This is a genomic window from Ralstonia sp. GX3-BWBA (assembly GCF_003290055.1).
GTDB classification, from domain to species: Bacteria; Pseudomonadota; Gammaproteobacteria; order Burkholderiales; family Burkholderiaceae; genus Ralstonia; species Ralstonia holmesii.
In genome coordinates, this window is record NZ_QMKS01000023.1 from 13,735 (window position 1) to 26,392 (window position 12,658).

General features: G+C 62.6%; 9 protein-coding genes. 3 read left to right on the plus strand and 6 right to left on the minus strand.

Annotated features, from left to right (window positions below):
• Positions 1 to 4 precede the first annotated feature (4 nt).
• The 6 genes from DOD19_RS21450 to DOD19_RS21475 form a co-directional block, all read right to left on the minus strand.
• Positions 5 to 1,372: a DUF1329 domain-containing protein gene (locus DOD19_RS21450; RefSeq protein ID WP_204360094.1), complete on the minus strand. Its 1,368-nt coding sequence runs from the start codon at positions 1,370 to 1,372 to the stop codon at positions 5 to 7.
• Positions 1,373 to 1,428: 56 nt separating this feature from the next.
• Positions 1,429 to 1,842 carry a RidA family protein gene (locus DOD19_RS21455; RefSeq protein WP_112187999.1) on the minus strand — a complete coding sequence of 138 codons (414 nt, stop codon included), beginning with the start codon at positions 1,840 to 1,842 and terminating at the stop codon, positions 1,429 to 1,431.
• A gap of 678 nt (positions 1,843 to 2,520) precedes the next feature.
• On the minus strand, positions 2,521 to 3,498 hold the full coding sequence (locus DOD19_RS21460; RefSeq protein WP_112188000.1) for an alpha/beta hydrolase: 978 nt from the start codon (positions 3,496 to 3,498) through the stop codon (positions 2,521 to 2,523).
• Between the two features lie 12 nt (positions 3,499 to 3,510).
• A complete protein-coding gene (locus DOD19_RS21465; protein WP_112188002.1) occupies positions 3,511 to 4,974 on the minus strand; it encodes an NAD(P)/FAD-dependent oxidoreductase in 1,464 nt (487 codons plus the stop codon).
• 108 nt (positions 4,975 to 5,082) lie between these two features.
• Positions 5,083 to 6,252, minus strand: coding sequence for an iron-containing alcohol dehydrogenase (locus tag DOD19_RS21470; RefSeq protein WP_112188004.1), 1,170 nt, complete (start codon positions 6,250 to 6,252; stop codon positions 5,083 to 5,085).
• A gap of 35 nt (positions 6,253 to 6,287) precedes the next feature.
• The gene (locus DOD19_RS21475) at positions 6,288 to 7,772 is read right to left on the minus strand and encodes an NAD-dependent succinate-semialdehyde dehydrogenase (protein ID WP_037032291.1); all 1,485 of its coding nucleotides are present in this window, start codon (positions 7,770 to 7,772) and stop codon (positions 6,288 to 6,290) included.
• A gap of 1,129 nt (positions 7,773 to 8,901) precedes the next feature.
• Here DOD19_RS21475 and DOD19_RS21480 point away from each other — a divergent pair.
• The 3 genes from DOD19_RS21480 to DOD19_RS21490 all read left to right on the plus strand — a co-directional run bounded on the left by DOD19_RS21480 (position 8,902) and on the right by DOD19_RS21490 (position 12,568).
• Entirely contained in the window at positions 8,902 to 9,483 is a 582-nt protein-coding gene (locus DOD19_RS21480; RefSeq protein ID WP_024978772.1) for a hypothetical protein, read from the plus strand.
• Positions 9,480 to 10,166 (plus strand): hypothetical protein, encoded by a 687-nt coding sequence (locus DOD19_RS21485; RefSeq protein ID WP_112188008.1) that lies wholly within the window; start codon positions 9,480 to 9,482, stop codon positions 10,164 to 10,166. Before DOD19_RS21480 ends, DOD19_RS21485 begins: the two co-directional genes overlap by 4 nt.
• A 521-nt stretch (positions 10,167 to 10,687) precedes the next feature.
• On the plus strand, positions 10,688 to 12,568 hold the full coding sequence (locus tag DOD19_RS21490; protein WP_162634431.1) for a CocE/NonD family hydrolase: 1,881 nt from the start codon (positions 10,688 to 10,690) through the stop codon (positions 12,566 to 12,568).
• Positions 12,569 to 12,658 lie beyond the last annotated feature (90 nt).

Sequence of the window (12,658 nt, forward strand, 5' to 3'; positions counted from 1 at the left end):
ACGTTCAGCGCTCGCTCACCGCGCGCAGTGTTTCTGCGGTAAAGAAATCCGTCTTGAAGCGCGGATCATTGATCTGCTCGTACCAATGAATGTCCTTGCCCTGGCCGAACGTCGTTTGATCCATCACGTAACGGCCGTTGCTGAGGTCGTACATCACGAAGGGCATGTTGTCGCACGTGCCGCCCAGCTCCCACACCGGAATCGGGTAGCTTTCGCGCACCTTCCACAACTTGCCCTGGGCGTCGTAGTCTTCGCCGACGAGGGCTAGCCAGCTGTCTTCATCGAGGTAGAAGACCTTCTTGGATGCAACATGGCGCGCGCTCGGCTTGAGCGTGGCCTCGACCACCCAGACGCGGTGCATTTCGTAGCGACGATTGCTCGAAGCAACGCCGTCTGGCGTAGCAACGTCGTGCAGCTTTTCCTTGAACTTGTACATCCCGAACGCGTTGTACGGCACCAGCAGTTCCTTCTTGCCGACGAGCTTCCAGTTGAACCGGTCGATGGTGCCGTAGAACATGTTGGCCTCATCGATCAGGTACTGGTTCTCCATGCCGATGACCGGCGCATCGTGCGTATAGGCCGGCATGCGGCGCACGCGACGTTGGCCCGGGAAGTAGTAGAACGTCTCCGATGGCTTGTTGAAGAACTGCCGCTGTACAAAAGCCTGTCCTGCCAGCGCCGGTGGCGATTCCATCTTGAAGAAGGCGGCACTGCTGAGCTGATCAACATCCTGTGGCGTCGTCTTGCCCGGCTTGCCCCAGGGGACGAAGGCATGCTGCGGAGAGATCACGTCGATCCATTCGTTGCTGCCCGGGCGTGGGGAAATGGAGGTGACCATCTTCGGCCATTCCAGACCTTCACCGTGGTAGCGATACATGTAGTTCAGGATCGCTTCTGCGCCGTTCTTAGGCTGCGGGAATACAACACCCGGAAGGGTTGCGGTCTGCAGTTGCTCCCCCGTCGAATCCAGCTTCGCTCCGGTCAGATTTGCCTTGGAGTTTTGCGCAACAAAGTCGGGCACCTGGCATTCGCGATGCGACGCATACACGTCCATGCGATAGCCCTTCTTCTGCTTGAGGAGCTGGATCTGGCCGGGCGTCAGCTTGTCCGCGTACTTGTCGATGTTTGACGCATCGATCGAGTACAGAGGCTTCTCGCTCTTGTGCTTCCAGAAATCACCGCGAACCTTGCCCCACTCCCATCCGGCTTCGGGGGATTGCTTGCCGGCATAAACGGGGACGCTACCGTCCTTGCTGGCAGATCGATCAGCGCCCTCAGGAGTGAGGTCTTCCGCCATGGCGGTGGTACCGATCGCAAAACATACTGCGGCCGCGATTGCGGATACGACTTCAATGCGTTGCTTCTTCATCATGGGCTCCTTCCAATATCTCTCGCCTTGCAGCCAGCATGTCCGGCCGCCTCAAGCGCTCATTCCTCTCCGGATCCGGCTACGGCCGTTGCGCGAATCTCGATCAGCAATCCAGGCAAAGCCAACTGCGTCACCCCCACCGCTGACCACGACGGATAGCGGCTCGGGAAGTACTGGTCCTTGACGGCGATAAACGCATCGATGTCGCCATGCAGGTCCGTGTGAAACGTTGTGAGCTCAACGACATCGGCCAGGCTCGCGCCCGCCTCTTCGAGAACCAGCTTCAGGCATTCGAAAGCGATCTGCGCCTGCGCTTGCATCCCTTCGGCAGGCTTCATGTCCGTGTCCACGCCAACCTGGCCGGATACCCAAACCATGTCGCCCACACGCGTTGCCGGCGAGAAGTGATACGCGTCGTAGTGCCCTTGGAAAGGGGCCGGGACGATCGATTGACGTTTATTGCTCGCAGCCATGGCCTGAGCCTCCCTGCTAGATGCGTTGATGGAAACAGGAGTGCAGAGCAGAAGAAGACGCCCACAGCGCTGTAGCCCCGGCAGCTGTTTTCTGGCTGCCATTTGCAGATCACCTCGCCGCCAAGGAAGCCAGCACGGGCCTGTGACGCTCGGTGCGGCACCGACCTGGGCGCCCCTAACCTGAGCATCGCCTTGCGAGTACGTATTTACGGCCTAAAAACAACGTTAGTACGGCCAAATATTAGCGTTGCACCGGCCTATCATCAAGGTGACAAAAGCTAGGGAAAACACCAACCAAACAAGACGCAAACGATGTCCAATCGATTTACTTACGCGTGCGGGTGGGGATTCGGCCGTTCGAGCGCAGCGGCGCGAGGCTCCCAGCACGCGCGCGTGCCGCGTTGGCATCAGACGGAGAGCTGGGAAAGGAACAACTGAGAGAGGCGCCACTCACGACGAGGCTAGTTCCATCGCCGGGCGCGTCGGGATTTCCGTGTTCAAGCGCGGGGCCGCGAATCACGCGGGCGGTCCTTGCAGGCCTGGCAAATTGCCGAAGTGCGAGTCAAGACCGGCAGGATGGGCGCGGCATTCCTGCCGCAGCGATCAGCACACGCGCTAGCTCGCGTGCCTACACATCAGAAGAAGGCGGCCTCATCGTCGCCCATCAGAAGCAACGCTTCACGAATGCGAAGACAGTCGGCGAATGAATAAGCCTGCGCGCTCTAGCAGATTCTGCGCAGTGCTGATGCGCCCTGCCGCCGTGAAAATGCCGTGCATGTGACGAGGTAGGTGGTGATGCTCCAGCAAGCCACCTGCTCGCGCCGCCATTGCCGCGTATTCAATGCCTTCGTCACAGAGCGGGTCCAGGCCGACGGTAGCGATAAACATCGGTGGCTGGCGGCGGCCCTCTGCGTGTAGCAGCGGTGACAAGGCAGGCTGGTCAAGCGGCGTGCCCGCTGGCACGTACAGATCGCGGAACCATCGCATCGATTCTGCGACGAGCGGCAGTCCGACTCGGAAGCGGCCGTAGGAGGGCCGGCTTGCTGTCAGGTCCGTCACCGGATAGAGCAGCACCTGGCCTACGACCTGGTACGCCCCTGTAGCCGGCGCGTTGCTGATGATGGTCGCCATATTGCCGCCCGCGCTATCTCCAGCCAGCACCACGCGGCTGGCGTCAATGGACAACGCAGCCGCATTGGCGACCAAATAGCCGAGTGCCTCCTCGCAGTCCCGAAGCGGCACTGGCCATTGATGTTCTGGGGCCAGACGATATTCCACCGACGCGACGATGCAGCCGCTTTGCCGGGCCAACAGCCGGCAAATGCCGTCATGCGTGTCGATGCTGCCGATCACCCAGCCACCGCCGTGCAGGAACACGACCAAGGGCCCCTTGCCGCCCGCGCACTCCGCCTCGTTCGGCTGGTACAGCCGCACCCGAATCGCACCGTCGGTCACAGGCACGATGATGTCGCGGTGGTCAACGCCGTCGATGTCGTTCAAACCATTCAGGCTGCAGGCCCGGGCAAAGTTCGCGCGCGAAGGCTCCGGCGCCAGGCTGCCGTAGTGCAGGCCGCCCGCTTCGCGAAACGCCTGCACCAGGGGCCGCGCATCCTCCGCCACCTCGCTTAGCGGCTGCCAGGAGAGTTCCGAAGACACGTCCCTGCCCCGTCAAACCTGCTCGAATGCGCCGAGGTCCCAGCGCACCGCCGCGCGGTACTCGTCCACCGTGCCAGACCAGTTGTTGATGACCTTGCCCTGGGCGTTCTTGTACCAGCTTGAGCAGTCGGCGGAAAATGCCGAGCCGCCCATCGCCGCCTGCAGCGCACGGTTGTAGTCGTCGGATCGCGCCTTGCTGATCTGGCACGCACCAACGCCCGAGGCCTCGATGCCGCGAATCGCATCGATGATGTAGCGCTGCTGGATCTCCAGCATCGAGAGGATGGAGTTGTGGTTCAGGTTCGTGTTCGGGCCATAGATCATGAATAGATTCGGAAAGCCCGGTACCGCCATGCCGAGATACGCTTGCGGTCCGTCGGCCCAGGCATCGGCCAGCGAACCGTCAAGGCCGCTGACCTGCAGGTCACCCTGGAATGCCTGGCTCTCAAAACCGGTGCCGAACAGCACGACGTCGAAAGCGTGCACGCGGCCATCCTTGGTCAGGATGCCCTCTTCCACAAACGCCTCAATTCCGGCCGTCTCGAGCGTGACGTTGTCGCGCGTCAGAGCGGGATAGTAGTCGTCGGAGCGCAGAATGCGCTTGCAGGCAAATTCATAGCCTGGCGTGAGCTTGGCACGCAGGGCCGGGTCGGCCACGCTACGCTCCAAATGCTCCAGCGCCAGGCGCTTGCCTTCGCGCTGCGCATCGGTGCCGACGCGGGTGCGCTCGAAGCCTGACTCTCGGAATGCATGCAGCCGCTCGCGGCTCTTTTCGAACAGTGCCGGATCGCGCTGAAATTCATCGAGCTGTTCCGTGGTGAAGACAATCTGATTGCGCGGCATGATCCAGTTGGCGCTGCGTTGGAACACGGTCAGATGGTTCACCACCGGGGCAATCTCGGGAACGTACTGCACCGCGCTGGCCGCGTTACCAATGCTGGCGACGCGCTTGCCGCGCAGGTCCACATCATGGCGCCAGTCGGCGGAATGAAAGTATTCCCCCTTGAAGGTGTTCAGTCCCGGCACCTTGGGAATCAACGGTCGGTTGAGCTGGCCCCAGGCCGGCACGAAGAAACGCGAGGTCAGGCGCGAGCCGTCGGCCAGTTCGAAGCGCCAGAGGCGATCAGCCTTGTCCCAAACCGCGCTGCGGATTTCGCTGTTGAAGCGCAAGTGGGCATCGAGTCCGAAGCGGTCTGCGAGCGATTCCATGTAGCCGAGCAGCTCGTCGCGGCCCGCGTACATGGCACTCACGCGCAAATGCGGGTGGAAACTGTAGCAATAGAGGTGCGATTCGGTGTCACACGCCGCGCCAGGGTAGGAGTTGTCGCGCCAAACACCGCCCAGCGCCGGGCGCTTTTCGAGCACGACGAAATCATCGATGCCCGCCTGCTTCAACTGCGCCGCCATGCCCAACCCGCCGAATCCGGCGCCGAGGACGACAACCTTGTAGTGACCGTTGGTTTCCACGTTACTCATGATGCTTCACTTCCTGTGCTGCGGGCCCCGCCAGACGGCGGGCCCCTTTATTGCAATGGATTGGTGGATGCCGGTCTGCACCGGTCCAGCGAGCGCCCCACTCTCTCTTCAGTACGCCTGTTCGTAGAGCTGCAGGGCGTCGGCTTGCCGCACCTCCACCGGGTTGTTCTGCAATAGGCGCTGCTGTTGCATGGCGTCCGCAGCAAGCATCGCCAGGCTTTCGCGCGTGACACCTGCATCGCGCAGCCGCCGCGGCGCACCCGACCGATCCATCAGATCCTCCATGAATCCAATAAAGGCCTCGGTGCGGGCTTCGTCATCGTCATCGGCATGACCGACGCCTAGCGCACCGGCCAGCTCTGCGTACTGCGCGGCCGCTGCTGCTGCGTTGAAGCGCAACACGGGGCCAAGCATCAGCGCGTTCGACAGACCGTGCGGGATATGGAAATGCCCACCCAGCGGATACGCCAACGCATGGACGGCCGCAACCGGCGCATTGGCGAAGGCCTGGCCGGCGAGCGTCGCGCCAAGCAGCATCGCCTCGCGCGCGCTCCGGTCGTTACCGTTCTCGCATGCAGCCAGCAAATTGGCCGACAGCAGGCGTAGCGCCTCACGCGCCAGCGCGTCGGAGATGACGTTCTTCTTGTGCTTGCTGGTGTAAGCCTCGATGGCGTGAACCATGGCGTCGATCCCCGTGGCCGCAGTGTGCTGACGCGGCAGGCCGACCGTCAGCTCGGCGTCCAGGATCACCCGGTCCGCGAAAAGCTGGGGCGCGACGATTCCCATCTTGGTCGTCTCGCCGACCGACACGATGGAGATGTTGGTGACCTCCGAACCGGTACCGGCCGTGGTCGGCATCTGCACCAGCGGCACGCGTGCGCCCTTGACGTTTCCGATGCCATACATCTCGGCCAGCGGCTGTTCGGAAACAAGCAGCACGGCCGCCAGCTTCGCAATGTCCATCGACGAGCCGCCACCCAGACCAATCACGAGATCGACACCAGCCGCGCGCGCATGCTCGACGCAGCGCAGCAGCACCGCCTCAGGCGGATCGGCTACCACCTCGTCGAAAACGGTCACGCGGAAGCCGGCTGTCGCCAGCGATGCCTTGGCGTTCTCCAGCACCCCGGCTTCGTGCAGGCCACCATCAGTGACGACCAGCACACTGCGGCGCTCTGTCCATGTGGCCAGGATTTCTCCGAGGCGGCGGGCGGCGCCCCATTCCTGGAGGATGGACGGGACCGTGTCGAAGCGTACCGGCTGTTGGAATTGAGCCATTCTTTTGCTCTTTGATGCTGTCGGTTACGCCGTGCTCAGACCTGCGCGCACAGGTACTTGATTTCCAGGTATTCGTCGATGCCGTATCGCGAGCCCTCGCGGCCGAGGCCGGACTGCTTCACGCCGCCGAACGGGGCCACCTCGTTGGAAATCAGACCGGTGTTCAGGCCCACCATGCCGTACTCCAGTGCTTCACCAACGCGCCAGATGCGTGCGTTGTCGCGGGTGTAGAGATAGGCGGCCAGGCCGTACTCGGTGTCATTGGCCAGCGCAATCGCCTCGGCTTCATCGCGAAAGCGGAACACGGGAGCGACCGGACCGAACAGTTCCTCGCGCGCCACGCGCATGTCTGGCGTGGCGCCGGCAATCACGGTCGGCTCGAAGAACGTGCCGCCCAATGCATGGCCCTTGCCGCCGATGACGACCTTCGCGCCCTTGTCGACGGCATCGTCGATCATGGCTTGCAGGTGTTCGCACGCGGACTTCTGAATCAGCGGCCCCTGTTGCACGCCTGGCTCGACGCCATTGCCGACCTTGAGCTCCGCCACGCGGCGCACCAGCGCCTCGACGAAGCGGTCGTAGATGCCGTCCTGCACCAGGAAGCGGTTGGCGCATACGCAGGTCTGGCCGCTGTTGCGGTATTTCGACGCCATCGCGCCTTCGATGGCGGCATCGAGATCCGCATCGTCGAACACGATGAACGGGGCGTTGCCACCCAGCTCGAGCGACAGCCGCTTGATCGTCGGCGACGACTGGCTCATCAGCACGCGACCAACCTCGGTCGAGCCTGTAAAGGACAGTTTGCGTACGACCGGGCTGGCCGTCAGGACCGCACCGATCTCGCGCGACGGGCCGCACACTATTTGAAGCACGCCGGCAGGAATGCCCGCACGCTCAGCCAGCACTGCCAGCGCAAGCGCGGTCAGCGGCGTCAGGTCGGCCGGCCGCACGATAATCGAGCAGCCCGCGGCAAGGGCTGGTGCCACCTTGCGGGTGATCATCGCCGCCGGGAAATTCCACGGCGTGATGGCCGCGCAAACGCCGACCGGCTGGCGAATGACGAGGATCCGCTTGTCGGTCTGCGGATGCGATGCGACGTCACCGTAGATGCGCTTCGCCTCTTCCGCGAACCACTCGACAAACGACGCCGCGTAAAGGATCTCGCCGCGCGCTTCGGCCAGCGGTTTGCCCTGCTCCGAGGTCATGATCAGAGCCAGGTCGTCGGCGTTGGCAATCATCAGATCGAACCAGGCACGCAGCAGCTTGGCCCGCTCGTGGCTGCTGCGGCGCTGCCACACGGCCTGCGCTTCTGCGGAGGCCGTGATTGCCGATTCAACCTCGGCACCGCTCAGGCTGGCCACGCGGGCCAGGATCTCGCCCGTGGCAGGATTGGTCACTGCAAACGAGCGTCCGCTGGATGCCTCTTGCCATCCCGAGGCCAACCAGGCGCGCGTTTCGAGCAGTGAAGAGTCGCGCAGGCTGTCTTGGAGCACTGCAGTAGCTTGGGTGTCGAGGTTCATTACGTTGAACTGCATATGGAATGGATGACGCTTCGCAGAAAGCGTTCGGGCAAGCCATGCCGAGGCTGGCGAACCAGATATCGGTACGCCATGACGACGCGCTGGTACAGGCGCAAAGGATGACAGTCAGTTGCAGCGCCACACGCAAGGCGCAAGCCCCAACATCTCGGTCCCGACAAACCTTCGATTATTACGTTTTGTCGGCCTACAAACAGCGTTACTCCGGCCAAATATTAGCGGCTTAATGGCCTAAACTCAACGCAATAAAGGTTAGGGAAAACACCGACGGAATCAGGCGCAGATGATGTCGAATCGAGTGAGTTGGGCGTGTTGCGGGACATGCAGGCGTGACTGTTCGGGCGCGGGCCTTTGCACGTGCTTGCGCTCCGACAATCGAGGTGGACACCTCGTTGCCGTCTATGTGGGTTTGAACGACTGAAGGAGACGAGAGGCGTTGTTGACGCCCACCAAGGTGGACAGCAGTTCGGAATTCGCTAGTAACGTCCCAGGTGTGCAGCGTACGAAGCGGGGGCCTCAAGTCAATCGAGGCCATCACCAGCGAGCGCGTACCTGCCGTGGCATCAGACTTGCCCAGCGCCACGCCCGGTGAAGCCCCGGTAGGTGCTTTTCACACCCCGGCGTCAAAGCGGCTTCGTGACGCCGCCAATGGGCCTACCCCTAGACTGACCGATTCCATGGTGGAACTGGGGGAGCGGCTCGTCCATCCTATTTGCGCTGATCTTCGCTTGGCCGCCCCGCCCTTATTCCTTTTGCTCACCGCTTTACTTGTTGCGCTGGCCTTAACGGGAAGAAGACGGCAATTTCCGGACAAGTAAAAGTGCGCGCGATTTCTTGCGAATGGCGCGGCATAGCCATTCCGGACTGGGACATTGCACCTAGATTTACATCGCCGCACTGCTCCAACGAAATTCCGTGCATTGATACGGTCCAGTGCGGTTCGATGCAGTCTGCGTGAGCGTGGACCACGTCCGCACATCAAAACTCTGCAGTGGCTCGATCCATCCTGCATCCGATCTCGCATGGCAGACGTATATGACATCAGCGCTGCGCCGGGCTTGAGACAAGCTGCGCAGCGCCCGATCCATACCCTGCCAAAGGAGATTGACCCATGAAGCGAGCACTGCTACTGGTTTTGACGTTGACCACCGCGACGCTGAGCGCATGCGGAGGCGGCGACGATGCGCCCATGTCGATGGCATCGACGGCGTCGACAGCACAATTTCCGCAAAACGCCGACATGTGGGCCGGACTTGGCGGAGATGCAAGTGCACCGGCCGCCGTTTCGAAGGTGGTCGACGACGCGGTGTCCGGTCTGCTCGCAGACCCCAAAGAAGCACCGTACTTTGCCAACATCGGTCAGCCCGGACACGACACGGTGGGGCGTCTCAAGGCTTGCCTGAACCTCCAGTTCAAAGCGTTGTTTGGTGGCCCCTTCAGCTATCCAGGACAAGTCGCGGCAGATGGCACCACCGTCATGTGTGACGACATGGCCACAGCACATTCCGACGTCGGTATCCCTGGCTGTGTGTTCGATCAGTTCATCACCGATGCCGCTGCTGTCATGAAGACCGATGGCGTTCCGGATGCCTACATCTCCCGTGTAGCACCCGTGCTCACTGGCCTCAAGTCGACCATCGTGTCGTCCATGCCTCAGTATCTGGGCCCCAACACCGCCCAGAACTGCCAATGAGCCCGCGCCGCTGGCTGCAGCGCTACACAATGCCCAGTGTTGCAGCGCTGACGGTTGCGATTGGTCTGGTCGGGGCATTGCACTCGAAGGCGGCTCGCCCTCTGCTCGCAATGCTTGGCGTCCCCTGCCCCGTCGACACCACCACGGCGGAGCAAGTCAGCGTACTGCGTGCCAGCGGCCTGGCGCACCTTCGAACAGACCAGATCGCACCGGCTCGCCCCGTCCCGGGCGGATTCGTACTGGATCGCACGACCGCCGAGGAGGCCGCTCGCTGGGCATACAAAAATGACATAGCCTGTGATGATGTCAAACACGGCTACCGCTATCTTCGCTGCCGAGGTGTGGACGCCAATAAGCTCGGTCTTGCCGGCCCGCCTGTCAGCGAGTTGTGGCTCAGCTTCGGGCCCAGTGGCCATCTCGTCGGCATAGACGTCTACCGACGCGGTATGAGCGCCGGCGACACAACGGCCGCCTGGGATGGCGCGAGATATGCGCTGCGCAATGCGCTCGGTATGCCGACGTCGACAATGGGTGATCCATCACCAGAGGTATTGAGCGGATCGCCACTGCAGACGGCACGGTTGCAGTATCGATTTTCCGACTACGTGGCGATCGTCACCGCGAGCAACTTGCCTTACGCCGGACTGGCGGTGCGAGAACAGTACCTGTCGTCCGGTTTTTGATTTCACGTGCTAAACCTTCGGCCTGATGGTCGAAGGTTTTTTTGACCGCGACGGATAACGTGTGGGCCAGTAGATTCGCCGGCCTCCATTAAAGTTACTGCTTCAACACGAACGGCTGATCAGCATCAGCCTGTCACCTGCAATCTCTGCATCGCCCCCGGGGCGAATCCACAGCGCCTCACCGGCCTCCCGCAGTCGGGGTTTCCCCGCGCTTGGATGAAAGTTCTTGCCGCCGCTAATCGGGAGAACAGCCACTGTCGCTCGGGTTAACCTGCATCGCGCGCCCCTTTCGATGACAGGCTCTAAAAAACAGCGTGTCTCAAACAGAACGGCGTCAATAGAATCCTCGCAGCCTCGGCATACGTACATAGAAGACACCGATCGAGGCAAGAGGAGACCCCATGCTGCACATCCGCAACGGCTGCCTGGCAGCCAGTCTTTGTTTGCTCGTTGCCGCCTGCGGCGGTGGCGCATCTGATTCATCAACGGCGGGCGCCTCAGGATCCGCGACCTCCTCGGTCGTGGCAACGTCCCCTGTCGCGCAGTCGGCTGCCTGCGATACACCACTGGCACCGAGTGTGGTCAACAACTCGATCGTCGTGCCGGTGCCGTCGGACTTCGACCCGAGCGCGAATCCAACGCCAACCACCCGCGTTTACTTTTCGGTCATGCTGCCCTCGCGCTGTCCTGGCGATCGCTTTCCGGTGGTCCTGCACAGCCATGGCTACGGCGGCAATCGACTGAAAACCCTGGCAGCCAATGGCGATCTGCATCCGGGCGATCCGCATTTCACGTCGATCGACGAACTGGTGCAGGCGCTGCCGTATCACGGCTACGTTGTCATCAGCTACGACGAACGCGGACACGGCGACAGCGTGCCCGCCAATGGCGGCGGCAATGCCCGCATCATCGATCCGCGCGCCGAAGTTCAGGACGCTCGCGCGATCCTGGATTGGGCCTACGACAACGCCGACAGTCTGTACGTGCAGACCGAGCCGCAGACCGGGATCCCAAAAGACATCAAAGTCGGCACGATCGGTTACAGCTACGGGGGCGGTTTTCAGATGCCGCTGGCCGCGCTCGACCCGCGCATCGACACCATCGTGCCCAACGGCACCTGGTATGACCTGCTATACAGCCTGCTGCCGGGCCAAGGCATGAAGCTCTCCTACGGCGGGCTGCTTTGCCTGCTGGCCAGCACCGCCACGACCGCGAGCCCGGGCGGGCACGGCGTATCGAATACGCCGCTGGTAGCAACGCTGTGCAACACCATCGGCGTGCAGGGGCCGCTAGCCAGCACCGTCCGCACGGAGACAGACCTGTTCAACCTGGCGAGTCTGCCGACGGCGTACCCGCGTCCCGTCTCCGGCACGGAGCTGACCCAGTTCTTCTTCGATCATGGCATGGGCTATTTCGAGGCCCAGCAGCGTGCGGGCCTTCCCTGGAACTTTGGCGAAACCCAGGCAGTACTGCGCAAGGTGCCAGCGCTGTTCCTGCAGGGCAACCGCGATGTTCTGTTCAACGTGACGGAGGCCTACATGAACGCGCGGTATTTCGCGTCGACCGGCGCGGATGTGCGCGTGCTGACGACCGAAGGCGGCCATATGAATCCGCTGGCGGGCCAGTCGCAGGGCACCGCCAATTGCGGCGGCGTCGTGGGTGTCGCGTCGATCCTCAGCTGGTTCGACAGACAGTTGAAGGGCATCGACTCCGACACGTTCAACGCGATCCCCAAGGTTTGCCTCTCGGTGGCGGATACGGTTGGCGCCCCCAATACCCAGCCGGTCGGTTTGGAGATGGACCGCATCCCCGTGGGCTCGCTGTCCGGGCCGGGGGCGATTCCCACGAATGCCTCCACGCTGACCGCGTCGGTGCCGCTGGGTGCGGCCGGGCCGGTCTTCGTGCCGATCACGACCATCAGCGGTACCGGGCAGGTGCTGGCCGGCGTGCCCCGTATCACCAACCTGGCGGTGACGCGCGGAACGGGTGCGGTTCAGGCGGCGGTGGCTTACGTCGGTGTCGGCATTCAGCGTGGCGGCAAGCTGATCCTGGTGGACGACCAGGTGACGGCGTTTGCAGAAGGCGACCATCAGGATGATCCGGGGCTGAACGCAGGCGCAGTCCTGCTGCCCGCCATTGGAGAGCAGCTTCAGGACGGCGACCAGGTCGGGCTGCTGTTCTATCCGCAGCACGTTCAGTACGCGGCAATCGTCAGCGCGAGCTCGCTGCCCAATGCGACCAACGTCGTCAACTTTGCGCTCGGCACGCAGATCCCTCCGGTGACATCGGCTCTCGACCTGTCGACGGCGGCAGTGCCAAACGTCTATAACGTGTCTGCGACCGACGTGGAGCTGCCGATCCTGGTGCCGGGTGCGTACCCCCGAAGCCGGCTCAGCCAGTGACGGAGCGACCGGTGATCGCCTGGGTGCCGCTGAGCGAGCGCCGCGGGTGGGGCAGCCGGCTCAGCCCTCCCCTCACCGCCTTGACCTGAT

Coding starts and splice junctions, on each gene's coding strand:
- DOD19_RS21450 (WP_204360094.1), bottom strand. CDS start 1,372: ATGATGAAGAAGCAACGCATTGAAGTCGTATCCGCAATCGCGGCCGCA.
- DOD19_RS21455 (WP_112187999.1), bottom strand. CDS start 1,842: ATGGCTGCGAGCAATAAACGTCAATCGATCGTCCCGGCCCCTTTCCAA.
- DOD19_RS21465 (WP_112188002.1), bottom strand. CDS start 4,974: ATGAGTAACGTGGAAACCAACGGTCACTACAAGGTTGTCGTCCTCGGC.
- DOD19_RS21470 (WP_112188004.1), bottom strand. CDS start 6,252: ATGGCTCAATTCCAACAGCCGGTACGCTTCGACACGGTCCCGTCCATC.
- DOD19_RS21475 (WP_037032291.1), bottom strand. CDS start 7,772: ATGAACCTCGACACCCAAGCTACTGCAGTGCTCCAAGACAGCCTGCGC.
- DOD19_RS21480 (WP_024978772.1), top strand. CDS start 8,902: ATGAAGCGAGCACTGCTACTGGTTTTGACGTTGACCACCGCGACGCTG.
- DOD19_RS21485 (WP_112188008.1), top strand. CDS start 9,480: ATGAGCCCGCGCCGCTGGCTGCAGCGCTACACAATGCCCAGTGTTGCA.